The sequence below is a fragment of the Nonomuraea sp. NPDC005730 genome, from assembly GCF_040630865.1.
In the GTDB taxonomy this organism is placed as follows: Bacteria; Actinomycetota; Actinomycetes; order Streptosporangiales; family Streptosporangiaceae; genus Nonomuraea.
This window is the reverse complement of sequence record NZ_JBEXYK010000026.1, coordinates 1-26344: the sequence shown is the minus strand read 5'-3', so window position 1 is coordinate 26344 and position 26344 is coordinate 1. Positions and strand designations below refer to the sequence as shown.

General features: G+C 71.9%; 26 protein-coding genes. 15 read left to right on the top strand and 11 right to left on the bottom strand.

The window, feature by feature from the left end:
* Positions 1-42: 42 nt before the first annotated feature.
* Positions 43-1215, bottom strand: a complete 1173-nt coding sequence (locus ABZ444_RS27050) for a HAMP domain-containing sensor histidine kinase (protein ID WP_358002360.1) — start codon at positions 1213-1215, stop codon at positions 43-45.
* Positions 1212-1874, bottom strand: a complete 663-nt coding sequence (locus ABZ444_RS27045) for a response regulator transcription factor (protein ID WP_352323395.1) — start codon at positions 1872-1874, stop codon at positions 1212-1214. The genes ABZ444_RS27050 and ABZ444_RS27045 overlap by 4 nt, the downstream gene beginning before the upstream one ends.
* A gap of 150 nt (positions 1875-2024) precedes the next feature.
* Here ABZ444_RS27045 and ABZ444_RS27040 point away from each other — a divergent pair, with 150 nt between their 5' ends.
* Positions 2025-2936 carry a dienelactone hydrolase family protein gene (locus ABZ444_RS27040; protein WP_358002357.1) on the top strand — a complete coding sequence of 304 codons (912 nt, stop codon included), beginning with the start codon at positions 2025-2027 and terminating at the stop codon, positions 2934-2936.
* A gap of 131 nt (positions 2937-3067) precedes the next feature.
* Here ABZ444_RS27040 and ABZ444_RS27035 read toward each other — a convergent pair whose 3' ends face one another.
* A complete protein-coding gene (locus ABZ444_RS27035; protein ID WP_357979394.1) occupies positions 3068-4453 on the bottom strand; it encodes a glycine--tRNA ligase in 1386 nt (461 codons plus the stop codon).
* A gap of 94 nt (positions 4454-4547) precedes the next feature.
* Positions 4548-4835 (bottom strand): antibiotic biosynthesis monooxygenase, encoded by a 288-nt coding sequence (locus ABZ444_RS27030; protein ID WP_357979392.1) that lies wholly within the window; start codon positions 4833-4835, stop codon positions 4548-4550.
* A 57-nt stretch (positions 4836-4892) separates the two neighbouring features.
* On the opposite strand from ABZ444_RS27030, the gene ABZ444_RS27025 reads away from it, so the two are divergent.
* Genes ABZ444_RS27025 through ABZ444_RS27005 form a run of 5 tightly spaced genes read left to right on the top strand, consistent with a single transcriptional unit; the run spans position 4893 to position 8249 of the window.
* Complete coding sequence (locus ABZ444_RS27025; RefSeq protein ID WP_358002354.1) at positions 4893-5237, top strand: DUF6703 family protein; 345 nt, start codon at positions 4893-4895, stop codon at positions 5235-5237.
* Positions 5238-5294: 57 nt separating this feature from the next.
* Positions 5295-6218 carry a metal ABC transporter substrate-binding protein gene (locus ABZ444_RS27020; protein ID WP_358002571.1) on the top strand — a complete coding sequence of 308 codons (924 nt, stop codon included), beginning with the start codon at positions 5295-5297 and terminating at the stop codon, positions 6216-6218.
* Entirely contained in the window at positions 6215-6994 is a 780-nt protein-coding gene (locus tag ABZ444_RS27015) for a metal ABC transporter ATP-binding protein (RefSeq protein ID WP_358002351.1), read from the top strand. Before ABZ444_RS27020 ends, ABZ444_RS27015 begins: the two co-directional genes overlap by 4 nt.
* Positions 6991-7863 carry a metal ABC transporter permease gene (locus ABZ444_RS27010; RefSeq protein ID WP_357979386.1) on the top strand — a complete coding sequence of 291 codons (873 nt, stop codon included), beginning with the start codon at positions 6991-6993 and terminating at the stop codon, positions 7861-7863. The genes ABZ444_RS27015 and ABZ444_RS27010 overlap by 4 nt, the downstream gene beginning before the upstream one ends.
* Positions 7860-8249, top strand: a complete 390-nt coding sequence (locus ABZ444_RS27005; RefSeq protein WP_352323403.1) for a transcriptional repressor — start codon at positions 7860-7862, stop codon at positions 8247-8249. The genes ABZ444_RS27010 and ABZ444_RS27005 overlap by 4 nt, the downstream gene beginning before the upstream one ends.
* Here the strand turns inward: ABZ444_RS27005 and ABZ444_RS27000 are convergent.
* Positions 8189-9085 carry a DMT family transporter gene (locus tag ABZ444_RS27000; RefSeq protein WP_358002348.1) on the bottom strand — a complete coding sequence of 299 codons (897 nt, stop codon included), beginning with the start codon at positions 9083-9085 and terminating at the stop codon, positions 8189-8191. The two genes, ABZ444_RS27005 and ABZ444_RS27000, sit on opposite strands and share 61 nt — an antisense overlap.
* Before the next feature lie 112 nt (positions 9086-9197).
* Between ABZ444_RS27000 and ABZ444_RS26995 the strand changes: the two genes are divergently transcribed.
* The gene (locus ABZ444_RS26995; protein WP_358002569.1) at positions 9198-9725 is read left to right on the top strand and encodes a CGNR zinc finger domain-containing protein; all 528 of its coding nucleotides are present in this window, start codon (positions 9198-9200) and stop codon (positions 9723-9725) included.
* A gap of 285 nt (positions 9726-10010) precedes the next feature.
* On the opposite strand, the gene ABZ444_RS26990 is transcribed toward ABZ444_RS26995, so the two are convergent.
* The 4 genes from ABZ444_RS26990 to recO form a co-directional block, all read right to left on the bottom strand.
* On the bottom strand, positions 10011-11600 hold the full coding sequence (locus ABZ444_RS26990) for a polyketide antibiotic transporter (protein WP_358002345.1): 1590 nt from the start codon (positions 11598-11600) through the stop codon (positions 10011-10013).
* Complete coding sequence (locus ABZ444_RS26985) at positions 11597-12505, bottom strand: ABC transporter ATP-binding protein (protein WP_358002342.1); 909 nt, start codon at positions 12503-12505, stop codon at positions 11597-11599. Before ABZ444_RS26985 ends, ABZ444_RS26990 begins: the two co-directional genes overlap by 4 nt.
* 119 nt (positions 12506-12624) lie before the next feature.
* Complete coding sequence (locus tag ABZ444_RS26980; protein ID WP_358002339.1) at positions 12625-13407, bottom strand: isoprenyl transferase; 783 nt, start codon at positions 13405-13407, stop codon at positions 12625-12627.
* The gene (gene recO / locus ABZ444_RS26975; protein WP_352352515.1) at positions 13404-14138 is read right to left on the bottom strand and encodes a DNA repair protein RecO; all 735 of its coding nucleotides are present in this window, start codon (positions 14136-14138) and stop codon (positions 13404-13406) included. The genes ABZ444_RS26980 and recO overlap by 4 nt, the downstream gene beginning before the upstream one ends.
* Positions 14139-14278: 140 nt before the next feature.
* Between recO and ABZ444_RS26970 the strand changes: the two genes are divergently transcribed.
* The 5 genes from ABZ444_RS26970 (at position 14279) to ABZ444_RS26950 (ending at position 20020) form a co-directional block, all read left to right on the top strand.
* A complete protein-coding gene (locus tag ABZ444_RS26970) occupies positions 14279-15787 on the top strand; it encodes a CDP-alcohol phosphatidyltransferase family protein (RefSeq protein WP_358002335.1) in 1509 nt (502 codons plus the stop codon).
* The gene (locus ABZ444_RS26965; RefSeq protein ID WP_358002332.1) at positions 15784-16503 is read left to right on the top strand and encodes a DUF5941 domain-containing protein; all 720 of its coding nucleotides are present in this window, start codon (positions 15784-15786) and stop codon (positions 16501-16503) included. Before ABZ444_RS26970 ends, ABZ444_RS26965 begins: the two co-directional genes overlap by 4 nt.
* Positions 16504-16832: 329 nt before the next feature.
* The gene (locus ABZ444_RS26960; RefSeq protein WP_358002329.1) at positions 16833-17516 is read left to right on the top strand and encodes a hypothetical protein; all 684 of its coding nucleotides are present in this window, start codon (positions 16833-16835) and stop codon (positions 17514-17516) included.
* Positions 17517-17612: 96 nt separating this feature from the next.
* The gene (locus ABZ444_RS26955) at positions 17613-19010 is read left to right on the top strand and encodes a glycoside hydrolase family 16 protein (RefSeq protein ID WP_358002326.1); all 1398 of its coding nucleotides are present in this window, start codon (positions 17613-17615) and stop codon (positions 19008-19010) included.
* 62 nt (positions 19011-19072) lie between these two features.
* Positions 19073-20020 (top strand): 2-oxoglutarate and iron-dependent oxygenase domain-containing protein, encoded by a 948-nt coding sequence (locus ABZ444_RS26950; RefSeq protein ID WP_358002323.1) that lies wholly within the window; start codon positions 19073-19075, stop codon positions 20018-20020.
* A 123-nt stretch (positions 20021-20143) separates the two neighbouring features.
* On the opposite strand, the gene ABZ444_RS26945 is transcribed toward ABZ444_RS26950, so the two are convergent.
* Both ABZ444_RS26945 and ABZ444_RS26940 read right to left on the bottom strand, forming a co-directional pair.
* The gene (locus tag ABZ444_RS26945) at positions 20144-21031 is read right to left on the bottom strand and encodes an MBL fold metallo-hydrolase (protein WP_358002320.1); all 888 of its coding nucleotides are present in this window, start codon (positions 21029-21031) and stop codon (positions 20144-20146) included.
* 199 nt (positions 21032-21230) lie between these two features.
* On the bottom strand, positions 21231-23579 hold the full coding sequence (locus ABZ444_RS26940) for a GH1 family beta-glucosidase (RefSeq protein ID WP_358002317.1): 2349 nt from the start codon (positions 23577-23579) through the stop codon (positions 21231-21233).
* Between the two features lie 91 nt (positions 23580-23670).
* Between ABZ444_RS26940 and ABZ444_RS26935 the strand changes: the two genes are divergently transcribed.
* The 3 genes from ABZ444_RS26935 (at position 23671) to rocD (ending at position 26285) form a co-directional block, all read left to right on the top strand.
* Complete coding sequence (locus ABZ444_RS26935; RefSeq protein WP_358002314.1) at positions 23671-24159, top strand: Lrp/AsnC family transcriptional regulator; 489 nt, start codon at positions 23671-23673, stop codon at positions 24157-24159.
* Between the two features lie 121 nt (positions 24160-24280).
* Positions 24281-25078, top strand: a complete 798-nt coding sequence (ddaH, locus tag ABZ444_RS26930) for a dimethylargininase (RefSeq protein WP_358002311.1) — start codon at positions 24281-24283, stop codon at positions 25076-25078.
* 1 nt (position 25079) lies between these two features.
* Entirely contained in the window at positions 25080-26285 is a 1206-nt protein-coding gene (gene rocD / locus ABZ444_RS26925; RefSeq protein ID WP_358002308.1) for an ornithine--oxo-acid transaminase, read from the top strand.
* Positions 26286-26344 lie beyond the last annotated feature (59 nt).

The following is a 26344-nucleotide window of genomic DNA, read 5'->3' as shown; positions in this document are numbered from 1 at the left end:
GGGCCCCGCGGGGTGGTCAAGCAGAGCGATCAGGCGGGGCGGTCAGGCGGGGATGGGGTTGCCCTCGGGCGCCGGGCCCGGCGCGCCGTCACGCGGCGGCAGCCACAACACGAACGTGGCCCCCTGCCCGAGCCTGGAGAACACCGCCACCCGTCCCCCGTGCGACTCCACGATCTGCCGGACGATGGCCAGGCCGAGGCCCGTGTGCCGGTCGCGCCGGCTGGCCTCGCCGCGCCAGAACCGGTCGAAGACCCGCTCCTGCTCCGCGACGCCGAGCCCGGGGCCGTCGTCCCTGACCGCGACCCACAACCAGCCGCCCGACCGGCCGGCCTCCACCCGGACGCTGCCGCCCGGCGGGGTCAGGCGCACCGCGTTGGACAGCAGGTTGGCCACGGCCCGGCGCAGCGCGTCCTGGTCGCCGGTCATCTCCAGGTTCCGGCCCAGCCCGCGGGTGATCGTCAGGCCGCGGGCGGCGGCCGGCGCCGCGTACTCCTCGCACGCCTCCCGCGCCACCCTGCTCAGGTCGAGGTCGGTGTCGGCGAACGCGGTCGCCTGCCGCCGGGCGCTGGCCAGCAGGTCCTCCACGAGCCTGGTCATGCGGGTGGTCGCCCGGTCCACGATCTGCACGGCCCTGGCCCGCTCCTCCTCACTGGCCTCGGGCGAGGCGAGCACGGCGTCCACGTTGGCCCGGATGATCGTCAGGGGGCTGCGCAGCTCGTGCGAGGCGTCGTCGATCAGCCGGCGCTGCGCGCTGAACGCCTCCTCCAGCCGGTCGAGCATGGTGTCGATGGTGTCGGCCAGGTCCTTGAGCTCGTCGCGCGAGCCGCCCAGCCTGATCCGCCGCGTCAGGTCGGTCGCCTGGATCTCCTCCGTCGTCCGGGTGATCGACCGCACCGGGCGCAGCACCCGTCCCGACAACACCCAGCCGATGCCCAGGGACGCCAGGTAGAGCCCGGCCAGGGTGGCCAGCGAGTAGTCGCGCAGCGTGGCCAGCGTCCTGATGTTGACCTCGTTCTCGACCTCCTCGATGAAGACGACCTCCTGCTTGCCCACGTACTGGTTGCCGCGGTACGCCTTGGCGTACTCGGTCGAGTACGGGCGTTCCTCGGTGGTCTTGGAGACCGCGACGTAGATGCCGCCCAGCACCAGCGCGGCCAGCACGAACAGCAGCCCCGAGTAGAGCACGGTGAGCCGGAAGCGGATGGTGTGGATCACGCCGGTTCCCTGAGCCGGTAGCCGCGGCTGATCACCGTCTCGATGAGGCCGTCCTCCTGGAGCTTGCGGCGCAGGTTGCCGACGGTGACCCGGACGGTGTTGGTGAACGGGTCGGCGTGCTCGTCCCAGACGTGTTCGAGCAGTTCCTCGGTGGAGACCACGTGGCCGGGGCGGGTCATCAGGTAGTGCAGCACGCCGTACTCCTTGGGGGTCAGGGCCAGCGACCGGCCGTCGAGGGAGACCTCCATGCGGGCGGTGTCGATGCGCAGCCCGCCCACCTGGAGGACGGCGGTGCCGCCGGTGTCCCTGCGCAGCAGCGCCCGCACCCTGGCCAGCAGCTCGGGGAAGGCGAACGGCTTGACCAGGTAGTCGTCGGCGCCCTCGTCGAGGCCGCGCACCCGGTCGTCGAGGCGGTCGCGGGCGGTGACCATGATGATCCGCACCCCGCGGCCGGCGGCCCGTACCGAACGGCAGAGCTCGAAGCCGTCGCCGCCGGGCAGGTTCAGGTCGAGCAGGACCAGGTCATAGGTGTTGACCTCCAGCTTCTCGTGCGCCGACGGCGCGTCGTAGGCCACGTCCACCGCGTAGCCCGCCCGGACCAGACCCACCCGTAACGCGTCGACCAGGTCTTCCTCGTCCTCGACCACCAGCAGTCGCATGATCTTGACCATAGTTCCGGATGAGGTGTCACGCCATGGGTCCGGAGCGGCGTTCCCGGCTTCAGCACCACCTCACCAAACGCCAGCGAAAGCCCACATAACTATCGCCTTTACACGATTTTTCGGTGTTCACCGTTAGATCTTTCGACCATGACGCCCTTCCAGCGATATTTGGCAGAAGAAGTGGCACTCGACCACGTAGAGGGCCTGATCTCGCGGCGGGAGGCCCTGCGCCGCCTGGGCCTCCTCGGGCTCGCCCTCCCCGCCGCCACTGCCCTCCTCGCCGCCTGCGGCGCCACCTCGGACACCGACCCGGCGAGCACGCCCACGCCGCTCGCGGCCTCGCCGTCCGGCACGGCCTCCCCCGCGGGCCCGGCCCCGCTGCCCACGCAGGAGATCTCGTTCGCCGGCCCGGACGGGACCACCCTGCGGGCCGCCTGGGCGCCCGCCGCCGACCCCAAGGGCGCGGTGCTGGTCATGCACGAGAACCGCGGGCTGACCGAGCACATCCGCTCGGTCGCCGGCCGGCTGGCCGCGAGCGGCTACTCGGCCCTGGCGCCCGACCTGCTCTCCCGGGAGGGCGGCACGGCCGCGTTCGCCGACACCGCGCAGGTCACGGCCAAGCTGGGCGAGATCGCCCAGGACCGGTTCGTGGCCGACATGAAGGCGGCCGTCGGCGAGCTGGAGACGCGGGCGAAGGGCGCCGGGCTGGGCATGATCGGGTTCTGCTTCGGCGGCGGGATGACGTGGCTGCTGTTGTCGTCCGGGGAGACCCGGCTGGCCGCCGCCGCGCCCTTCTACGGCCCGCTGCCCGACGACGCCGACCTGACCGGCACCGAGGCGTCCGTGCTGGCGATCTACGCCGAGCAGGACGACCGCGTCAACGCCACCAGGGACGCGGCCGAGGCGGCGCTGACGAAGGCCGGGCTCACCCACGAGCTGGTGACCGTCCCCGGCGTCGGCCACGCCTTCTTCAACGACACGGGCGCCCGCTACGACGAGCGGGCCGCCTCGCAGGCCTACGACTACGTGCTGACCTGGTTCGGCCGCCACCTGTCCTGACCGGCGGGGCCTGTCCTGCTCGGCCGGGGCTGTCCTGACCGGCCGGCCCTGTCCTGCTCGGCCGGGCCGGAAAACGCGAGCGCCGCCCGCGGCGGAGAGCCGGGGCGGCGCCGGCGAGGCGAGGCCGGGGGTCAGTCGTTGAGGCGCTGGCGCAGGTAGGAGTCGACCTGGTCGATGGCGATGCGCTCCTGGGCCATGCTGTCGCGCTCGCGGATCGTCACCGCGTGGTCTTCGAGGGTGTCGAAGTCGACGGTGATGCAGAACGGGGTGCCGATCTCGTCCTGGCGGCGGTAGCGGCGGCCGATGGCGCCCGCGTCGTCGAACTCGACGTTCCACCGCCGGCGCAGCTGCGCGGCCAGGTCGCGGGCCTTCGGCGACAGGTCGGCGTTGCGCGACAGCGGCAGCACCGCGGCCTTGACCGGCGCGAGCCGGTGGTCGAGCCGCAGCACCGTGCGCTTCTCCAGGACGCCCTTGGCGTTGGGCGCCTCGTCCTCGGTGTAGGCGTCGATCAGGAAGGTCAGCGTGGCCCGGTCGACGCCGGCGGCCGGCTCGATGACGTAGGGGACGTAACGCTCACCGGTGTCCTGCTCGAAGAAGCTCAGGTCGACGCCCGAGGCCTTGGAGTGGGCGGTGAGGTCGAAGTCGGTGCGGTTGGCGATGCCTTCGAGCTCGCCCCACTCCGAGCCCTGGAAGTTGAAGCGGTACTCGACGTCGACGGTGCGCTTGGAGTAGTGGGACAGCTTCTCCTGCGGGTGCTCGTAGAGGCGCAGGTTGTCCTTGTTGATGCCCAGGTCGGAGTACCAGCGGAACCGCTCGTCGATCCAGTACTGGTGCCACTCCTCGTCGGTGCCGGGCTTGACGAAGAACTCCATCTCCATCTGCTCGAACTCGCGGGTGCGGAAGATGAAGTTGCCCGGGGTGATCTCGTTGCGGAAGGACTTGCCGACCTGGCCGATGCCGAACGGGACCTTCTTGCGCGCCGACTGCTGCACGTTGAGGTAGTTGATGAAGATGCCCTGGGCCGTCTCCGGACGCAGGTAGGCCAGGCCCGACTCGTCCTCGACCGGGCCGAGGAAGGTCTTGAGCAGGCCGCTGAACTGCCGGGGGTCGGTGAAGGTGCCCTTGTTGCCGCAGTTGGGGCAGGTGATGTCGGCCAGGCCGTTCTCGGGCTCCTTGCCGTTCTTCTCCTCGTACGCCTCCACGAGGTGGTCGGCACGGAAGCGCTTGTGGCAGGACATGCACTCGGTCAGCGGGTCGCTGAAGGTCTCGACGTGGCCGCTGGCCCGCCAGACCTCGGGGGCCAGGATGACGCACGAGTCGAGGCCCACCACGTCGTCGCGCGACTGGACCATGGACAGCCACCACTGCCGCTTGACGTTGTTCTTCAGCTCGACACCCAGAGGACCGTAGTCCCACGACGCGCGAAGTCCGCCGTAGATCTCGCTCGACGGGTAAACAAGCCCGCGGCGCTTGGCGAGGCTGACGATGGTGTCCATGACGTCGGTGCGTCGTGCCATTTTGGTTGCGTCTCTTTCCGGCTGGAGGTCGGCGAGTGAATTCGGTGAGATCCCAGCTTAGGGGACGCTCACCCGGTCTCGCGCGCGAGTAACGCTACGCACCCTCTTGCGTGTACACGTCCTCGTACGCGCTGGGTTCGTTGACCATGAGGATCATCAACGGGTACATGACCATCCTGGAGGCCGACAGCGCCCTGCGGTAGAACCCCGCGCCCTCCCATTCGCTGACCAGCGCCCACAGGTTGGGCTCGTCGACCGAACGGGCCAGCCGCCCGCGGTGGTAACCCGGCTGGGCGGCGAAGGTGTCGAGGATGGTGTGGCCCTGCTTGAGGAAGTCCTGGGACTGGGACTCTGGCACGGTGTATCGGATCACGGCGAGCACCAGCCCAGCCTAGAGGTGCGCACCCTGCTGTCACACGAACTCCCATAGGCTCTCGACGTGGCCTCCAAAAACAAGCGCCCGCTGCCCCAGGGCGAGCAGTTCTTCACGCCGGGCGCGGGCGGCGCGCGCAAGGCCGTCGAGCGGCGCAGCGCGGTCCCGATGACGTTTCTGTTCACGCAGGTGCCCAGGTGGGTGGCCCCCGCCCTGCTGGTGATCCTGCTGCTGGCCGCCTTCGCGCTGGCCAACTGGCTGGGCGGCGTGGCGGCGCTGCTGGTGCTGGCGTTCGTCGGGTGGCTGGCGTACCTGTCGTGGCCGTCGCTGGGCATCGGCGGGCGGCTGCTGCGGGTCGTGATGCTGGTCTTCCTGGCGATCCTGGCCGCTGACCGGTTTGGGGCGTTCTAGGCCGGCCCGCCGGAGATTTTGACAATCATTTTCATTTTCTCCATACTTGAGGGCGTGATGTCCCGTACGCCCCCAATGCGCGCCCTGACCTTCCTCGCCGGAGCAGCCCTGCTGGCCACGTCCGCCTGCGGCGCCGGGGCGGCGGAGAGCACCGAGACCGCCGCGGGCGGCAGGCCCGAGGTGATCGCCGCCTTCTACCCGCTCCAGTGGCTCACGGAGCAGGTGGCCGGGCCCGACGCGAACGTGACCGTCCTGACCGCGCCCGGCGTCGAGCCGCACGACCTGGAGCTGGGCATCCAGCAGATGACCAAGCTCCAGGACGCCGCGCTCACGGTCTACGTCAAGGGCGTGCAGCCGGCCGTCGACGACGCCGTCTCCGCCGACACCGCCTTCGACGCCGCCGCCGCCGTCACGACGATCCCGGCGGGCGGCCACGCCGATGAGGAGGGGCACGCGGAGGAGCACGGCGTCTCCTACGACCCGCACATCTGGCTCGACCCGTCCCGGCTGGCCACGGTCGCCGGAAAGCTGGGCGAGCGCCTGGCCGCCGCCGATCCCGCCCACGCGCAGGCGTACAAGGGCCGCGCCGCCACGGCGGCGGGCGTGCTGGGCGGCCTCGACCAGGAGTTCGCCGAGGGCCTGGCCGCCTGCGCCGGCAAGACGCTGGTCACCGCGCACGCGGCTTTCGGCTACCTGGCCGACCGCTACAAGCTCAAGCAGGTGGGCATCACGCTCGACCCCGAGACCGAGCCGTCGCCCAAGCGCCTGTCGGAGGTGGCCGCGCTGGCCAGGTCCGAGGGCGCCACCACGATCTTCACCGAGTCCCTGGTGAGCCCGAAGGTGGCCGAGGTGCTGGCCGGCGAGGTCGGCGCGAAGACGGCCGTGCTCGACCCGCTGGAGAGCAAGCCCGCCGGCGACTACCTGACGGCCATGCGCGACAACCTCAAGACCCTCCGGACGGCTCTGGGGTGTGCGGCATGAGCGAGACGGCCTTCGCGATGACCGGCGGCCGGGTCAGCTTCGACGGCCGGCAGATCCTGCGCGGCGTCGACCTGACCGTGTGCCCCGGCGAGGTCGTGGCCCTCCTGGGCGCCAACGGCTCGGGCAAGTCCACCCTGGTCCGCGCGCTGCTCGGCCTCACCCCGCTGTCCGGCGGCCAGACCCTCCTGTACGGCTCCCCGCCCGCCAGGTTCCGCGAGTGGTGGCGCATCGGCTACGTGCCCCAGCGCCTCCAGGTCGGCGGCGGCGTGCCCGCCACCGTCCGCGAGGTCGTGGCCTCGGGCCGCGTCGCCAGGCAGAGCCGGCTGCGCAGGACCAGCGCGGCCGACCGGGCGGCGGTCGCGCACGCCCTGGACGCGGTCGACCTGACCGGCCGGGCCGGCGACCCCGTGCAGTCGCTCTCGGGCGGCCAGCAGCAGCGCGTGCTCATCGCCCGCGCCCTGGCCGGGGAGCCCGACACGTACGTGATGGACGAGCCCACGGCGGGCGTCGACGCCGAGACCCAGCGGCTCCTGGCCGACACGCTGGGGGTCCTGGTCCGCGACGGCAAGACGATCGTCCTGGTCGCCCACGAGCTGGGCCCGCTGGAGCCGCTGATCACCCGCGGCGTCGTGGTCCGCGAGGGCCGCGTCGCGCACGACGGCGAGCCGCCGCGGCCCGAGGGCGAGTGCGCCAGGCCGGGACACGAGCACCAGCATCCGCACGCCGAGGAGCCGGCCGCCGGCCCGCTGACCGGCTGGCAGGGAGAACCGCGATGATCGACCTTCTGCAGGAGAACCTCTTCCAGCTCGCGCTGATCGCCGCGCTGCTGGTGGGGCTGTGCGCGCCCGCGGTGGGCACGTTCATCGTGCAGCGCAGGCTGTCGCTGCTCGGCGACGGCATCGGGCACGTCGCGCTGACCGGCGTGGCGCTGGGCTTCCTGACCGGCACGGCGCCGGTGCTGACGGCCGTGATCGTCTCGGTGCTGGGCGCGGTGGCGATCGAGCTGGTCAGGGCCCGGGGCCGGACCAGCGGCGACGTCGCGCTCGCCCTGCTGTTCTACGGCGGCATCGCGGGCGGCGTCATGCTCATGGGCATCGCCCCCGGCGGCAGCAACGCCAAGCTGAACTCCTACCTGTTCGGCGCCATCGCCAGCGTCACGCGGGAGGACATCTGGATCATCGGCGCGCTGGCCGTGGCGGTGATCGGCGTGGTCGTCGTCTTCGGCAGGGAGCTGTTCGTGCTCTGCCAGGACGAGGAGATGGCCAAGGCCAGCGGCCTGCCGGTGCGCTTCCTCAGCCTGCTGATCGCGGTCACCGCCGCGCTCACCGTGGTCATCGCCATGCGCGTGGTCGGCCTGCTGCTGGTCAGCGCCCTGATGGTGATCCCGGTGGCCACGAGCCAGCAGCTCACCAGGGGGTTCCGGGCCACGATGGGGCTGGCGATGTTGTTCGGCGTACTCGCCTCGGTGGGCGGTCTGCTGGCCTCGACGATGTCGTCGCGGGTGCCTCCGGGCGCGGCGATCGTGCTTCTCGCCCTCGCCGGCTTCGTCCTGGCCCTGGCTGTCGGTAAATTCGTACGGCGAGGCCGTATCCAGGAGTCCCCAGTGAGCCGGCGACCACATGTCCGTGTCGAGGAGGTCGCATGACGACGAGGCGCGATGCCGTGCACGACACCCTTCGCCGCAGCGAGGGGTTCCGCAGCGCCCAGGACGTCTATGCAGAGATGCGCCTGCACGGCGCCAAGATCGGGTTGACCACCGTCTACCGGGCGCTGCAGGCGCTGGCCGACTGCGGCCAGGTCGACGTGCTGCGCACCGACGAGGGCGAGTCGGTCTACCGGGCGTGCGCCAGCGACGACCATCACCATCACCTGGTCTGCCGCCGCTGCGGGCACACGGTCGAGGTGGCCGGGCCGGCCGTCGAGCGCTGGGCCGAGGCGGTCGGCAGCGACCACGGCTTCACCGAGATCACTCACACGGTCGAGGTCTTCGGCACCTGCTCGTCCTGCTCGGCGCCGGCCCGCGTGGGCTGAGGGCCGCGGGAGCCGTACAGCACGCCGAGCACGACCGCGGCGCACCCGGCGAGCTGCAGCGCGGAGGGCCGCTCCCCCAGCGTGAGCGTGGAGATGGCGACCGTGGTCATCGGCTGCACGAGCAGCAGCAGCGCCGTGAGCGCCGCGGGCTGCCTGGGCAGCGAGTACGTGATCAGCAGCCATCCGGCCACCTGCGGCCCCAGCGCGAGCAGCAGCAGCCACCCGTGCGCCGGCCATTCCGGCGCCAGGTCGGCCCCGCCGAACAGCGGGCTGAGCGCGGCGATCAGCACGGTGGCCACGACGGTCGCGTGCGCCAGCGGCCCTGCCGTCCGGCCCGGCCCGGCCTTCATGAGCAGCAGGTAGGCGGCGTACACGACCGAGGTCGCCAGCCCGGTGGCGGCGCCCATGACGGGGTCGAGCCCGTACGCCGCGCCGTCGAACACCCCGGAGATCAGCACGACCCCGCCGAAGACGATCGGCGTGCTCGCCATGAGCCGGTTGGACGGACGCTCGCGGAAGACGCCCCAGGCGGCGAAGGCCACGATGAACACCTGGAGGTTGCCCAGCACGGTCGCCAGGCCCGCGCCGACCAGCTTGATCGACTGGTGCCAGAACAGCAGGTCGAGCGAGAACAGCACGCCCGCCGCCCAGGCCGGCAGCGCGTTCCGCCAGGGCAGGGGCCCCAGCTTCCGCCGTTCGAGCCAGGCGAGCAGCAACATGGGCGGCACCGCGTACGCGCAGCGGAACAACGCCGACGTCGCGGGCGACACCCCGGACAGGCGCACCAGGGGCGCGGAGGTGGAGATGATCAGTGCTCCGGCGATCGCGATCAGCACGATACGCCGATATGCACTCACGGAAACCCCCGGAGTCCCATGGGAGAGATACGCTGCGACCACGCTAGAACCGGCCCCGACAGGAGTCAACATGCCGTTTGGCCATGACATGGTGCATTCTTTGGCGACCGTTGTCGACCTGGTCAACACCTCGCCGTCCACCGGCGGCGACGACGGTCTGGCCAGCCTGGCCGAGCTGCAGGCGTTCGTGGAGTCCCGGCAGATCAGCGGCATCGGCGGGCTGACCGCCCGCGACCTCGGCCAGGTCCGCATGGTGCGCGAGGCGTTCCACCGGGTGTTCACGGCCTCCGACGTGGCGAGCGCCGTGCGCACGCTCAACGCCCTGCTCGCCGAGACGCGCATCACGCCCAGGCTGACCGAGCACGACGGCCATCCGCTGCACGTGCACTACTTCGCCACCGACGCCTCCCTGGCCGAGCACGTGGCCGCCGACTGCGGCGTGGCGCTGGCGCACCTGCTGGTGGAGGGCGAGATGGAGCGCCTGCGCACCTGCTCGGCCCCCGACTGCGACCGCGTGTTCGTCGACGAGTCCCGCAACCGCTCGCGGGTCTACTGCGACAGCCGCACCTGCGGCAACCGCATGCACGTCGCCGCCTACCGGGCCCGCCGCCGCGCCTGACCGTTCGCGGTCACACAGGCCGGTCGCACAGGCCGGTCACACGAACCGCCCGTCCCCGCGATGACCGGGGGACGGGCGGCAGGTGCGGGTGGTTCAGGGTGCTTCGCTGGACGTCTGCCACCACGGCGGCTTGGCGGTGGCGAAGACGTCGGAACAGTTGCACGAGCCGCAACCAGGGATCATCGGCCCTCCTTCATCGTGGGGGAACGGGTTGTACCCGCCTTCACCGGCTCTCAGCCTGACCCTCGTGCCAGAATTCCGGATACCGCCGCGCCGCCACGTCCCTCAGCCGACGTCGCGCCGCCGCAGGGCCAGCAGCCCGCCGGCCGTGAGCGCGGCCGTCAAGGCGAGCAGCGTCAGCTCCGGCACCGTGCCGAACGCCTGCCCCGCCATGATGTTCGGCAGGTAGTGGAACGGCTCGAACGGCGTGCCGCCCCACACCCCGTAGAAGGGGGCGACGACCTGGCCGAGCAGGGCGGTCAGGATCCAGGCCGCCCAGCACAGCGGCACGCTCGCCCTGGGCAGCAGCCCGTAGGCCGCCAGGCAGACCGCGCCGAGGCACCACGCCGCCGGGGCCTGGCTCAGGGCGGCGGCCAGGAAGCGCGGCGCGGTGCCGGCGAAGTCGCCGAGGAGCGCTGCGTACACGGCGCTGAAGACGAGGGCGGCGAGCGCCGGCAGCACGGCCGTGCCGAGCGCGGCCACCACCAGGTGCCCGGCCGCCCAGCGGACCCGGGTCAGGGGCGTGGCCTGCACCTGGGCGGCGCGGCCCGAGGTCTCCTCCGCACGCAGCCGCATGATCATGAGCACCGGGTAGAGCGCGCTGCAGTAGGCGAGGATCAGCAGGTAGTACCACATGTATCCGTCGAGGGCGGCGTCCGCGGGGACGCCGAGCAGGGTCGTGATGTTGGTGACCACGATGCTCGGGCGGGCCAGCACGTCCTTGGCCTGCGGGCCCATCGCGCCGCCCACCGCCGCGAACGCCGCCGTCCCCGCCGCCCACTTCAGCAGCAGGCCGCGGTGCAGCCGCCAGGCCAGGGCGACCGGGCCGCGCAGCCGGGGGGCCTCCTCCTTGCCCGGCCGTTCCGGCAGCAGTCCCGAGCCGAGGTCGCGGCGGCCGAGCAGCGCGTACGCCAGCGCGCACAACGCCCCCGCGGCCGGCACGGAGACGCCGAGCAGCCACCAGCGGTCGGCCCGGTAGGCGTCCACGAGGTGGCTCCAGCCGAGCGGTGACAGGGCCTTGAGCCACGGCCGGTCGCTCGCGTCGGCGGCGTAGCGCAGGACGTAGGCGAGGCCGAGCGCGTACAGGCCGATGACCGTGGCGGTGCGGGCGTCGCGCGCCAGTTGCGCGGCGACGGCGCCGACGCCCGCGAACACCCAGCCCGCCACCACGACGGCGGCGCCGTAGGCGAGCGTGCCGGCGGGTTCGAGGCCGGCGGCGAGCAGGGCGGCGGCGGTCAGCGCCCCGCCGGCCAGGCTGGTCGCCCCGGCCACCAGCAGGGCCGCGCCGAGCGGCGCCCGGCGGCTCACCACGCCCGCGCGGACCAGCTCGGTCCGGCCCGCGTCCTCCTCCCTGCGGGTGTGCCTGATCACGGTCATCAGGGCGGCGAACGCGTTGATCACGTAGAGGAAGCCGCCGCTGCGCCAGGTCGCCAGCACCTCCAGGCGCGGCTCGACGACCCCGCCGCCGAGCGCCCGGAAGAAGGCGTAGCGGCGGACGACCTCGGTGTAGGCGAGCTTCAGCTCGTAGGTGCCCATGTTGCGGTTGATGTAGCCGACCATGGCCAGGCTCATGGCCACCAGCAGCAGGAACCACCAGGGGGCGATGGCGCGCTCGCGGCGCAGCGCCAGGCGGACGAGTGTCCCGGTGCCGCTCATCGCACGGCCTCCGCCCGCCGGCCGCCCTCGTAGTGGCGCAGGAACAGCTCCTCCAGCGTGGGCGGGCGGCTGTCCAGGGTGCGCACGCCCGCCGCGGTCAGGCGGCGCAGCGCCGGGCCGAGCGCGTCCGCGTCCACGTCGAAGCGCACCCGGCCGCCCTCCTCGCGCAGGTCGTGCACGCCGGGGAGCCCGGCCAGCCCTTCGGCGGGCCGGTCGAGCTCGGCGTGCACGGTGGTGCGGGTCAGGTGACGCAGCGCCGCCAGGGTGCCGCTCTCGACCGCGCGGCCGTCGCGGATGATCGTGACCCGGTCGCACAGCGCCTCGACCTCCGACAGGACGTGGCTGGACAGCAGCACGGTACGGTCGCCGCGCCGCCGCTCCTCCCTGACGACCTCCCGGAACGTCTCCTCCATGAGCGGGTCGAGCCCGGAGGTCGGCTCGTCGAGCAGCAGCAGCTCGGCGTCGGAGGCGAGCGCCGCGACCAGCGCGACCTTCTGCCTGTTGCCCTTGGAGTAGGCCCGGCCCTTCTTGCGCGGATCGAGGCCGAACCGGTCGAGCAGGTCCTTCCTGCGCCCGCGGTCGAGACCGCCACGCAGCCGGCCCAGCAGGTCGATCACCTCGCCGCCGGACAGGTCGGGCCACAGTGTGACGTCGCCCGGCACGTACGCCAGGCGGCGGTGGAGCCCGGCGGCCTCCCGCCAGGGGTCGCCGCCGAGCAGCCGGACACTGCCCGCGTCGGCCCGCGCGAGGCCGAGCAGGATCCGGAACGTCGTGCTCTTGCCCGCGCCGTTGGGGCCCAGGAAGCCGTGCACCTCGCCGGTGCGCACGCTCAGATCGAGCCCGTCGAGGGCCCTGGTCCGGCCGTACGCCTTGACGAGTGCGGCCACCGAGATGGCGTCGCTCATGATGATCTGCCTCGTGACTGTTCGCTCGTACAGTTGACTACCCGAACGAGCAGGACGCTATATCTGCGTATAGTCGTTGTCCAGCGCGGCAGCTCAGCGGGGGTGAACCCGGGATGTCTCTAGGCGCCGGTCACCTCGTTGGGGATCGCGCCACCGTAGCGGCGGTCGCGCCTGGCGTAGATCTCGCACGCCGCCCACAGGTCGCGGCGGTCGAAGTCGGGCCAGAGCCGGTCGAGGAAGACCATCTCGGCGTAGGCCGACTGCCACAGCAGGAAGTTCGAGAAGCGCTGCTCGCCCGAGGAGCGCAGGAACAGGTCGACCGGCGGGATCTCCGGCTCGTCGAGGTAGCGGGCGAACACCTTCTCGCTCACCTTGGACGGCTTGACCCGCCCGGCCGCGATGTCGGCCGCCAGCTTGACCGCCGCGTCGACGATCTCGGCCTGGCCGCCGTAGTTGACGCAGAACTGCAACGTCAGCTTGTTGTTGCCGACGGTCATCTGCTCGGCGCTCTGCAGCTCGGAGATCACGCTCTTCCACAACCGGCCAGGACGGCCCGCCCAGCGCACCCGCACGCCCATGGCGTTGAGCTCGTCGCGCCGCCGCCTGATGACGTCGCGGTTGAAGCCCATCAGGAAGCGCACCTCGTCGGGCGAGCGCTTCCAGTTCTCCGTGGAGAAGGCGTACGCGCTCAGGTAGGGGACGCCCAGCTCAAGGGCCCCCTCGATGACGTCGAACAGCGAGGACTCGCCCGCCTTGTGCCCTTCGGTGCGCGGCAGGCCGCGGGCCTTGGCCCAGCGGCCGTTGCCGTCCATCACGATGGCGACGTGCCGGGGCACGAGGTCACGCGGGATCGGCGGCGGGGTCGCGCCGGACGGATGAGGGGTCGGAGGCCGGACGTTCACGCATGCTCCCTTTCGACGTGTCGCAGAGAGCGTATTCCGTGTTCCAGATGCCATTGCAGATATGCGGCCACCAGACCGCTGCACTCGCTGCGGTGGCGCGACTCCGAGGCGTCGGCGGTGGCCCAGTCGCCGCGCAGCAGCGCCGTCATGAGCCCGATCGTCTCCCCCGCCGGCACCGCCGAGCCCGCCGGACGGCACGCCCCGCACACCACGCCGCCCGCGACGATGGCGAAGGCCCTGACCGCCGGGGCCTGGCACTTGGCGCACGCCTCCAGCGCGGGCGCGTAACCGGCCACCGCCAGCGAGCGCAGGAAGTACGCGTCGAGGACCAGCCTGGCCTCGTGGGCGCGTTCGGACAGCGTGCGCAGGCCGCCGACCAGCAGCAGGAACTGCCGCAGCGCCGGCTCCTTCTCGCCGTGGGTCAGCCGGTCGGCCGTCTCCAGCATGGCGCTGCCCGCGGTGTAACGGGGGTAGTCGACGGCCAGCGCCTCGCCGTAGGGCCTGATGGTCTCCGCCTGGGTGATCACGTCGAGCGTGCGGCCGGTGTGGAGCTGGAGGTCGACATGCGTGAACGGCTCCAGCCGCGCGCCGAAGCGTGACTTGGTGCGGCGCACGCCCCTCGCCACCGCCCGGATCTTGCCGGTGCGCTTGGCCAGAACGGTGACGATGCGATCGGCCTCACCGAGTTTCTGCGTCCGCAGGACGACGCCTTCGTCGCGGTAGAGACTCACTTGCCCATCTTACGGCCGCACGCGCGGCATGTTCCGGGCATGCTCTGGTGACGCGAGTTTGCCCTGCCGTCACTAGACTTTGACGTCTGTCCCCGCATCACCCGTTGTTCAACCCCCCGCTACTGCCTCGAAAGGGAGTCATGACCCGCGTGGTCCTGCTGGGCTCTTCGCCCGGCCCCGACACCTCTCCGACCGGCCTGAGGCTGGCCGCGCTGCCCGGCAATCCCACCGTGGCCGAGCGGCTGCGCAGCCAGCTCGTCTCCTATGACCCGCGGCCCGCCACGATCGAGACCGGCGACGTGGCCGCCGCCCTGCGTGCCCTGGCCGACGTCGCAGATTCGGCAACGGAGAACCTCTTCATCATCCCCCAGAACTCGGTCCTCCACGACGAGCTGATCTACCAGATCAGCAAGGCCAAGCGCGGCGCGCTGGCGCTCGTGGCCAAGGAGCCGCGGCTGGAGGTGACCGAGGAGGCGCAGGAGGACACCGTACCGATCGACGAGGCCGACCCGGAGATCGGCTACGGCCGTCTCGAGGGGCTGCCGGTGCGCGCGCGGGTCGGCAAGTCGCGCGTCGTGTCGGTCGGCACCGCCAACCACGCGGTGACCAGGCCCAACGCGGTGGTGCTCGGCCCGCTGCACATCAGCGCCCGCAACGCCCCCGTGCTCGCGCAGACCTGCCGCGAGCTGGCCCTCATGGCCGACCGCTTCGGCGCGGACGACGACCTCGTCCAGCTCGTGGTGTTCGGCCTGGTGCGCAACGGCGTGTCGGTCGGCGTGCGCGGCCGCCGCGACCTGTTCTACCGCCGGGTGAGCACGCCGGAGGAGGTCAACGAGGCCGGCGCCGAGATGGCCGGCATGAACGAGGACCGCGCCCGGCTCAACAACGCGGTCAAGGGCGCCGACGGCTTCTTCACCACCTACTTCGTCTCCACCTACTCGCGCTTCATCGCCCGCTGGGCGGCGCGGCGCGGGCTCACGCCCAACCAGGTGACGCTGATCTCGATCCTGCTCGGCGTGGCCGCCGCCGCCTGCTTCGCCACCGGCGACCGGCCGTGGATGGTCGCCGGCGGCCTGCTGATCTACTTCGCCTTCGTCTTCGACTGCGTCGACGGGCAGGTGGCCCGGTATGCCCGCAAGTTCGGCGTGCTGGGGGCCTGGCTCGACGCCACCTTCGACCGCTTCAAGGAATACGTGGTCTTCGCCGGCCTGGCCGTCGGCTGGGTCGTCTCGGGCAACGGCGACGACATCTGGATCCTGGCGCTGGCCGCCATCGGGCTCCAGTCCGTACGCCACCTGCTCGACTTCTCCTTCGGCATCTCCAACCGGCGCAAGCCGCCCGGGCAGCTCCCCACCCTCCCGCTCGACGCCCCCGACGACCGCGACCTGCGCAGGGCGCTGGAGCGGCGCAAGGTCGAGCGCAGCCAGGGCCTGCGCGGCGTGCTCAAGATGTGGACCAGGGCGGGCAAGTTCCGCGCGGTCCACTGGGCGCGGAAGATGATCGTGTTCCCCATCGGCGAGCGGTTCGCGGCCATCGCGATCACCGCCGCCCTCTTCGACGCCCGGATCACTTTCCTCACCCTCGTGATCTGGGGCTCCGTCGCCGCCGCCTACACCCTCACCGGACGCCTCATGAGGTCGCTCGTATGATCACTCAACCGCAGGCCATGGCCACCCCCACGCCGGACCCCGACGAGGAACGCCGCCGCATCCAGACCGCCCGCCTGCTCGCCTACCGCGACGACGGCCCGCTCGTGCACGCCCTCGCGGGCAAGCTGGGCAAGGGCCTGCCACCCGTGCCCGCCACGCTCGTGGCGCTGCTCGCCGTCATCGCCGTCACCGTCGTCGGGCTGCCCAACAAGGGGCCGATGCTGCTCCTGCCGGTGGCCATCACGCTGCTGCTCGTGCTGCCGACCGCGCCGCGCGACCACCTGGGCCGCTTCGACTGGCTCACCCCGCCGCTGCTGCGCGGCACCGAGTTCCTCGCCATGATCGCGATCGGCCTGGCCGCCGGCGCGCCGAAGTGGCTGCTGTTCGTGCTGGTCTACGTGGTGGGCTACCACACCTACGACACCGTCTACCGCACCCGGCAGAGCATCTGGCCGCCCGCGTGGGTGTTCCACGCGGGGCTCGGCTGGGAGCTGCGCCTGCTGATCATCGGTGCCGGCGCGGCGCTGGGCTGGCTGACGCCGGTGCTCGCGGTGCTGACGGCGTACCTGTTCGTGCTGTTCGCGGTGGAGAGCGTGACGAGCTGGGTGCGCCTGGACAAGGCCTCCGCGCAGGCCGGGGCCGACGCCGAGCAGGACCTCGAGGCCTCGCCCGAGGACGCGCTCGAGCAGGCCACCGGCGAGGCGGAGAAGGGCTGAGCGGCCACCTCCCCCTCCGGACACGACGGCGGTCACGGGCTCCCGATCAGGGTGCCGGTGGCCGCCGTCTCGCGTGCGGGCGCTGGATCGCCCCACCGGAAAGGACATGACGGACTAGTCTGAAATTTACGGACATTCGAGCCGGAGTCCGGTCCGGCCGGAGCCAGGAGACGCGGAGGGCGTTCTTGTCGCGGCCGTTCAGGCGAGGGAACCCGCCGGACGGGTGCGCGGAGGCGCCGTTCAGGCGAGTGGGCCCGCCGGACGGGCGTGCGGAGGCGCACCCCTCCTCCGCACGACGCGCCCGAGGTGGCCCGTCAGCGATCCCCGTGATGGTGCTGGCGTTGGTCGCGGGCCTGGTGAGCGGGTGCGGCACGGATCCGGGCCCGGTGTGCGGCGCGGTCGTCGACTCGACGGGCTACGCCGACCCGGTGACCTCCAGGAACGACGTCGACTCCGAGCTGCCGAAGTTCGCCAAGGGCTGCGACTGGATCGGCTTCGCGGCGGTGACCGGCAGCTCGGAGAGCAGCACGTGCCGCGAGGATCCGGCGCCCATCGCCGCCACCCGCACCGAGAACCCCGACGACGACCTCGCGGTCGAGGACCGGGTCAGGGCCCGCCGGATCACACAGGTGCTGCCCCGGGCGGTCGAGCTGTTCGACTGCCCGAAGGAGGGCCGGGGCTCGGACGTCCTGGGCGCCCTGCGGTACGCGGTCAAGCAGCTCAGCGCGCTGCGGCAGCCGGACAGGGAGCACCGGCTCATCGTGTTCAGCGACCTGGTCAACAACCACGGCGACCTGGACGTCGGCAAGCTGGACCTGAGCGAGGCCGCCCGCGGCCGGAAGATCGAGGAACTGCGGGACGCGCGGCTGCTGCCCGACCTGTCCGGGTACGCGGTGGTGGTGCACGGGTTCCTGCGGGGGAAGAAGTCCGACCCCGACCGGTTCCCGCTGCTGGAGAGCTTCTGGCGGGCGGCGTTCGAGGCCGCGGGGACGTCGTCCGTCGACCTGCTCTAGAGCGCTCTCCCATATTGACACGCGGTCAGCAGCGTGTTTACGTCGCCTCAAGAGAGCGCTCTCTCACTCGACTCCACCACCCCCCATGGAGCAGGGATGACAACAGAGATCCGGCACAGGCGCCGCCTGGTGGCCGTGGCGGTGGTGCTCGTGGCACTCACCGGCCTGCTCGTCAAAGTGGCCGTCAGCGCCTCGGCGTCCGTGCCGTCCACGCCGTCCGGCTGGTCGCTGGTCTGGTCCGACGACTTCAACGGCTCGGCGGGCACACCGCCCTCGTCCGCCGAGTGGATCATCGACACCGGGCACGGCTACCCCGGCGGGCCGGGCAACTGGGGCACCGGCGAGATCCAGAACTACACCTCCAGCACCTCCAACGTCAGCCTCGACGGCTCCGGCAACCTGCGCATCACTCCCCTGCGCAGCGGCTCGGGCGAGTGGACCTCGGCCCGCATCGAGACCCGGCGGGCCGACTTCAAGCCGGCCGCCGGGCGCGTCCTGCGGATCGAGGGCCGGATCCAGATGCCGAACGTGACCGGTCAGGCGGCGCTCGGCTACTGGCCGGCGTTCTGGGCGCTCGGGGCGCCGTACCGGGGGAACTACTGGAACTGGCCGGGCATCGGCGAGTTCGACATCATGGAGAACGTCAACGGCATCAACTCCGTGTGGGGCGTGCTCCACTGCGGCGTCAGCCCCGGCGGGCCCTGCAACGAGACGACCGGCCTCGGCGCGAGCCGGGCCTGCCCCGGATCGTCCTGCCAGTCGGCCTTCCACACCTACCGCTTCGAGTGGGACCGCGCCGCCAGCCCCAACCAGCTCCGCTGGTACGTCGACGGCCAGCAGTTCCACAGCGTGAGCCAGAACCAGCTCGACGCCACCACCTGGACCGACATGACCGGACACGGCGGCTACTTCCTGCTGCTCAACCTGGCCATGGGCGGCGCGTTCCCCAACGCCCTGGCCGGCACGGGCACGCCGACGGCGGCGACCGTCCCCGGACACCCGCTGCTGGTGGACTACGTGGCCGTCTGGCAGAGCGGCACGGTCTCCACCCCGACGGCGACCCCCACCGTCCCGGGCGGCGTGGACGCGCGCTCCACCATCCAGGCCGAGCGCTACCAGGCCCAGTCGGGCACCATCGTCGAAGCCACCACCGACACCGGCGGCGGCCAGAACGTCGGCGCCATCGCGGGCGGCGACTGGCTGCGCTACGACGGGGTGAACTTCGGCTCCGAGCCCGCCCGCCAGTTCAAGGCCAGGGTGGCGTCGGGGGCGGCGGCCGGCGTGAGCGGGCTGGTGCAGGTGCGGCTGGACAGCCCGTCCGCCCCGCCGATCGGCGACTTCGCGCTGGCCGGTACCGGCGGCTGGCAGAGCTGGCGCACGGTCCCCGCCAACATCAGCGGGGTGACCGGCACGCACACCGTCTACCTGACCTTCAGCAGCGGCCAGCCCGCCGACTTCGTCAACGTCAACTGGTTCACCTTCTCGACGACCTGACCGCCCGCGGACGGCGGAGGCTGCTTCGGTGGTGTTGGCGGGAGATGGGGAACAATGGGACGGTGCGCGAATTGCCGGTGATCGACATCTCCCCGCTCCTCAGCGACACCACAGGCGGTGACAGGCAGGCCGTCGGCGCGGCGATCGGCGCGGCCTGCCGGGACAGCGGCTTCTTCTACGTCCGCGGGCACGGCGTGCCGCAGGAGCTCCTCGACCGGCTCGACGCCGCCGCCAGGCGCTTCTTCGCGCTGCCCGAGGAGGTCAAGGACGAGATCTCGATGGACCGCGGCGGCCCGGCCTGGCGCGGCTTCTTCCCGGTGGGCGGCGAGCTGACCTCGGGGCGGCCCGACCTGAAGGAGGGCGTCTACTTCGGCGCCGAGCAGCCGCCCGGCCCGCTCCCGCTGCACGGCCCCAACCAGTTCCCCGTCCAGGTGCCGGAGCTGCGGGCCGCCGTGCTCGCCTACCTGGACACGATGACGGGGGTCGCGCAGGCGGTCATGTCGGGGGTCGCGCTCAGCCTGGGCCTGGACGAAGGCTACTTCCGCACCGGCTACACAGCGGACCCGACCGTGCTGTTCCGGATCTTCCACTACCCGCCCGCGCCCCCGGACGACGACGAGACCTGGGGCGTGGGCGAGCACACCGACTACGGCCTGCTCACCCTCCTCCTCCAGGACGCCAACGGCGGCCTCCAGGTCCGCACGGCGGACGGCTGGATCGAGGCGCCGCCGCTGCCCGGCACGTTCGTCTGCAACATCGGCGACATGCTCGACAAGCTCACGGGCGGCCGCTACCGCTCGACGCCGCACCGCGTGCGCAACCGCAGCGGCAACGAGCGCCTGAGCTACCCGTTCTTCTTCGACCCCGGCTGGGACAGCGTGGTGCCGCCCCTCCCCTACGCCGCCGGCGAGCGGTGGGACGGCCAGGTCGACTTCACCGGCACCTACGGCGAGTACCTGCTGTCGAAGGTGTCCAAGGTCTTCCCCCGCCTGTTCGAACGCCGGATCTAGGAGAGCCGCCCCCGCGGCTCCTTGTCCTCGCCGGTCTCCTCGCCCTCGGGATGCTCCACGACCAGGTCGTAGGTGGTGGGGAAGAGCTGCCGGAAGGCGGTGTCCACGCCGCCGGGATCCGGCTCACCAGCGTAGCGCGGAGAAGTCGATCGGCCGGGGCCCGAGTTCCGCGGTACGCCCGGCCAGGTCGCGCATCCTGCGGGCGAACTCCTCGGCGGGCAGCCGCCTGCGGTCGCCGTGGCCGGGCAGCAGCCATTCGAAGCGGATCCGCACCGCCGTACGGGCCAGCGACGCGGCCAGCACGGTGATGGAGTACCAGGTGACCGACTCGGCAACGGCGAGGTCCCCGGCGGACCTGGACCAGTAGAAGCTGTCGCCGCTGAAGCAGTACCTCTCGTCGGCGACGTACAGCACGCTGCCCTCGGTGTGCCCGGGCAGCGGGTGGGCCGTCACGCCGTCGGCGATCTCGACCGGCTCTTCTCCCCGGAGAACGCGGTCGGCGTCCGGGGCGGCGGTCAGGTCCCCCTCGTGGATCCACAGGCGGGCGCCGAACCGGTCGGCGTACCGGCGGCCGTGCGCGGCGTGGTCGCGGTGGGTGAGCAGGACGTCGGTGATCGGGCCGTACGCGGCGTACCGCGCGGCCAGGGAGTCGCTCCAGCGCGGCGTGTCGATCATCATGAGGTTGCCGGCGGGCCGGCGCAGCAGATAGGCGTTCGCGCCGGCGGTGTGCGGCGAATTGTGGCCGCACAGGTACACGTGCTCCGCGAGCGGCAGCGGAAAGGGATCGAGCGCGGGGTCCGGTCCGCGCGTGCCGCGCCGGATCGATCGGGTGTGGCAGGCGAACGCCGCGGCGTGCATCGCCCGCTCCTCCGTCTCGGTGCGCGGCCGGCGGACGACCACGGAGCGGCCGGCGACCTCGGCGATGAGCTCCGGGGCCAGCTGCCGGGCGGTGTCGCAGTTGGTGCAGCGACGGTCGACGCTCCAGACGACGTCGGCCGATGGCTCGTTCATGGCGTGGTCCTTCCCGGAATGGCGAGAATTGACGCTCGATTTACTATCACGCCCGCCGGGGACGGGACAAATGAAAAGCACCGTTGACTTTTCCGGAATATCCTGATCCCAAAAATACGCCGATGAGGAGATAGCCATTTCGGGAATTGTCAAGCGAGTCCGAGAAAGCGACCGTTTCGCTAAGCCGCGCGGTTTCCGTCTATGCCGACTCCCGCACCACCAGCCGGGTGGGCAGGACGACCGGCGTGGTGCTCCTGCCCTCCAGCCGGGACAGCAGCAGCCGCGCCAGCGCCAGCGCCTGCTCGGTGACGGGCACCCGGACGGTGGTGAGGGCGGGGGTGGTGGCCGAGGCGGCGTCGACGTCGTCGAAGCCCACGATCGCCAGGTCGTCGGGCACCCGCCGGCCCGTGGCGCGGGCGGCCAGCAGCGCGCCGATCGCCATCTGGTCGTCGGCCGCGAAGATCGCGTCCAGGTCGGGGGCGTCGCCGAGGAGCTGCCCGGCCGCCGCCGTGCCCGAACCCCGGGTCAGGTCGCCGATCGCCAGTCTGGGCCGCAGCCCGGCGCGGTCGAGGGCCGCGCGGTGGCCGGCGAGCCGGTCCTGGGTGACGACCAGGTCCATCGGGCCGCAGATCATGCCGATACGGCGGCGGCCGGTGGCCAGCAGGTGCTCGGTGGCCACCGCCGCGCCCGCGGCGTTGTCGGCGTCCACGTACGGCACCAGCGAGGCGACCGGCGGCCGGCCCAGCAGCACGAGCGGCACGCCGGTGCGCGAGAGCCGTTCGGCCAGGGTGTCGCCCCGCTCGGGCGGCAGCAGGACGACGCCGTCCACCAGCCGCGCCTCGGCGTGCCGGACGATGCGGCGCCGGCTCTCGGCGGTGTCGGCGAGCATGAGGGTGATCTGCTTGCCCGCGCCCTCCAGCAGGCTCGTCACGTACTGGACGACGGCCGCGACCATCGGGTCGGCGGCGTGCCTGGGTGCCGACAGCACGAGCGCGACGGTGTCGGTGCGCCGGGTCACCAGGCTGCGGGCGGCGGCGTTGGGCACGTAGCCGAGCTCCTTGACGGCCTGGAGGACCGTGGAGCGCACCTCGGGGCTGACCGACGCCTCGCCGTTGACGACGCGGGAGACCGTGGCCCGGGAGACGCGGGCGCGGGCAGCCACGGTCTCCAGCGTGGGACGCCTGGGCGGGGCCTCGGTCAGGCCGTTGCGCCTGATCACGTCGCGGTACCACAGCGCGCTGTCCTTGGGCCGCCTGCGCTGGGTGTCGAAGTCGACGTGCACGAGGCCGAACTTGCGCCGGTATCCCTCGGCCCATTCGAGATTGTCGAGCAGCGTCCAGGCGAGATATCCGCGGACGTTCGCGCCTTCCTCGACGGCGGTCCGCAGGGCCCGCAGGTGTTCCTCGATGAAATGCACGCGGTCGACGTCGTGAATGCCGTCGGGAGTGACCGTGTCGACGAAGTCCGCGCCATTCTCGGTGATCATCAGTTCGAGGCCGGGATATTCTCCGGTGAGCCGCCGCAGTAACACGGAAAGGGCGTTCGGGACGATCGGCCAGCCCATCGCGGTGACCGCCGTGGGAATGGTGCTGAAAAGCACGCCCGCGCTTCCCGGATAAGCCGGGTCGGCCGGTTCGCCGGGCTGCGCCTGGACGACGGCGGGCGCGTAGTAGTTGACGCCGAGCAGGTCGAGCGGCTGGGCGATGTCGGCCAGGTCGCCGTCGTGGACGTGCCCGAGCCCGGCGTGCTCCTCGATGACCGGCAGCAGGTCGGCGGGGTAGGCGCCGCGCAGCATCGGGTCGAGGAACTGCCGGTGGACGAGCGCGTCGATCCTGGCCACGGCCTCGGCGTCCTCCTCCGACAGCGGCCGGTCGAAGTCGCCGACCTGGGCCGGTGTCAGCACGGGCGAGAAGTTGAGCACGGCCCCCACCTCGGCGGCCCCGGCGGCGCGCAGGGCCTGGGCGCCCAGCCCGTGGGCGAGCAGCAGGTGGTGGGCGCTCCTGAACGCCTCGGCGGCCGACCGGCGGCCCGGCGCGTGCACCCCCGAGCCGTGGCCGACGAAGGCCGCCACCCACGGCTCGTTGACGGTGAACCAGGTGCCGACCCGGTCGCCGAGGCGCTCGGCCACGATCGCCGCGTAGTCCGCGAAACAGCGGGCGGTGTCGCGGGACGGCCATCCGCCGCGCTCCTGCAGCGCCTGCGGCAGATCCCAGTGATAAAGGGTGGCCAAAGGCGTGATGCCCGCCTCCAGCAGGGTGTCGACCAGCCGCTGGTAAAAGTCGAGACCGGCCGCGTTCACCTTTCCGGAGCCGTCCGGGAGAATGCGCGGCCAGCTCACCGAGAACCGGTACGCGGCCATTCCCAGGTCTTTCATCAGCGAGACGTCCTCGCGATATCGGTGGTAATGGTCGCAGGCGTCGGCCGGGCCACCGGCGAAGGCGTCCCAAATGGACGGCCCGCGGCCGTCGGCGGCCGTGCCGCCCTCGATCTGGAAGGCCGACGTCGAGACCCCCCAGACGAAACCCTCGGGAAAACGTGCGCTGTTCATGTGGCGGCAATCCTCCGGCAGTGGACCGAACGCCCAGTCTCCCGCGCGGCGCTCGTCGCGCGCCAGCCTGGCCAGGCGGTATACAGAGCCCGTGGAACTGGACCGGCTCGATCGTGACATCATCGCGGCGCTCGTCGACGACGCCCGCGCGACCTACGCGGACATCGGCCAGCAGGTGGGGCTGAGCGCGTCGGCCGTCAAGCGGCGGGTCGACCGGCTGCAGAAGAGCGGGGCGATCACCGGCTTCAGCGCGCGGGTGGCACCCCAGGCGCTCGGCTGGACCACCGAGGCGTACGTCGAGCTGTTCTGCCAGGGCAAGACCAAGCCGTCGGACATCGCCCTGGCGGTGGCCAAGTTCCCCGAGGTGGTGGCGGCGGCCACGATCACCGGCGAGGCCGACGCGCTGCTGCACATCAGGGCCACGGACGTGCGGCACGTCGAGCGGGTCATCGAGCGCATCGCGGCGCAGGCTTTCGTGGTGCGGACCAAGAGCTCGATCGTGCTGTCGAGGCTGGTCGACACCCCTCCGGGAGCCGCCCTGACGGAGTCGCGCAACGGATCGCACGTCGTCGGCCGATAGACGCAACAGACCTGCGCCAACGCGCAATGTGCACCGCTTGGCCTGCGCAAACGTCAATTCTTAGGCTGTGCTCGTCTCCCCCGACACGGGAACTTCCCCTGCAATGACGACGGAGCCCTGCATGCCCAAACACTTCCTCATGTGCCGCCCGGACCACTTCGCGGTCGAGTACGCCATCAACCCGTGGATGGACCCCGAGGCCGGCGCCGACCGTGAGGTGGCGATCCGGCAGTGGGAAGGGCTGAAGTCGGCGTACGAGGAGCTCGGGCACCAGGTGAGCCTCATCGACCCGATCGAGGGCCTGCCCGACATGGTGTTCGCCGCCAACGGCGCGCTGGTCGTCGGCGGCCGGGTCTACGGCGCCCGCTTCACCTTCCCCGAGCGCGGCCCCGAGGGCCCGGCCTACCTGCGCTGGTTCGTCGAGCGCGGCTACCCGACGCTGGAGCCCACCTACGTCAACGAGGGCGAGGGCGACTTCCTCACCCTCGACGACGTCATCCTGGCCGGCACCGGCTTCCGCACCGACGTGGTCGCCCACCAGGAGGCGCAGGAGTACCTGGGCCGCCCGGTCGTCTCGCTGAAGCTGGTCGACCCGCGCTTCTACCACCTGGACACCGCGCTGTTCCCGCTCGACGGCCGCAACGTCGCCTACTACCCCGGCGCCTTCTCCAAGGGCAGCCAGGAGGTGCTGCGCACGATGTTCCCGGACGCGGTGATCGCGACCGCCGAGGACGCCGAGGTGCTCGGCCTCAACGCGGTCAGCGACGGCAGGAACGTGGTGATCAACTCCGAGGCGTCCGGGCTCCAGCTGGAGCTCAAGCGGCACGGCTACGAGGTGATCCCGGTCGAGCTGTCGGAGCTGCGCAAGGCGGGCGGCGGTCCCAAGTGCTGCACACTGGAGATCAGGGGGGAGAAGTAACATGAGCACCAGCGCAGAGCTGATCGAAGTAAGCGAGCGCCGCAGCGCGCACAACTACCATCCGCTGCCCGTGGTCATCCACGAGGCGCACGGCGCGTGGGTCACCGACGTCGAGGGCAAGCGCTATCTCGACTGCCTGTCGGGCTACTCGTCACTGAACTTCGGCCACGGCAACCCGAAGATCATCGAGGCCGCCCAGGAGCAGCTGAAGAACCTCACGCTGACCAGCCGGGCCTTCTACCACGACCAGTTCGCCCGGTTCTGCGCCGGGCTCGGCGACCTCACCGGCAAGGACATGATCCTGCCGATGAACACCGGCGCCGAGGCCGTCGAGACCGCGATCAAGGTGGCCCGCAAGTGGGGTTACGAGGTCAAGGGCGTCGCGCCGGAGCAGGCCAACATCATCGTGATGGAGGACAACTTCCACGGCCGCACCACCACGATCATCAGCTTCTCCACCGACCCCGACGCGCACGACGGGTTCGGGCCGTACACGCCCGGGTTCCGGATCGTCCGCTACGGCTCGGCCGAGGCGATCAGGGAGGCGATCGACGACAACACCGTGGCCGTCCTCGTCGAGCCGATCCAGGGCGAGGCGGGCGTGCTGGTGCCGCCGGACGGCTACCTGACCGAGGTCCGGCGCATCTGCACCGAGAACAACGTGCTGATGATCGCCGACGAGATCCAGTCGGGCCTCGGGCGCACCGGTCGCACGTTCGCCTGCGACCACGAGAACGTCGTCCCCGACGTCTACATCCTGGGCAAGGCGCTCGGCGGCGGCGTGGTGCCGGTCTCGGCCATCGCCGCGGACGAGGACGTCCTCGGGGTCATCAAGCCGGGCCAGCACGGGTCCACGTTCGGCGGCAACCCGCTGGCCTGCGCGGTCGGCATCGCCGTCATCGACATCCTGAACACCGGCGAGTTCCAGGCCAGGGCCGCCCGGCTCGGCGAGGTGCTGCACACGCGGCTGCGCGAGCTGGCCGGCAAGGGCGTGGTGGCGGTGCGCGGGCGCGGGCTGTGGGCGGGCGTGGACATCGACCCGGCTCTCGGCACCGGGCGCGAGGTCTCCAAGGCGCTGATGGCGCGTGGCGTGCTCGCCAAGGACACCCACGGGTCCACGATCCGGCTCGCGCCGCCGATCGTGATCTCCGAGGAGGACCTGGTCTGGGCGGTCGACCAGCTCGCCGCCGTGCTGGAGAGCCGCTAGCTCCGCCGGCCCCCGCCGGGGCCTGGACGGGCGCGCCGGTGGGGCCGGCGCGCCCGTCC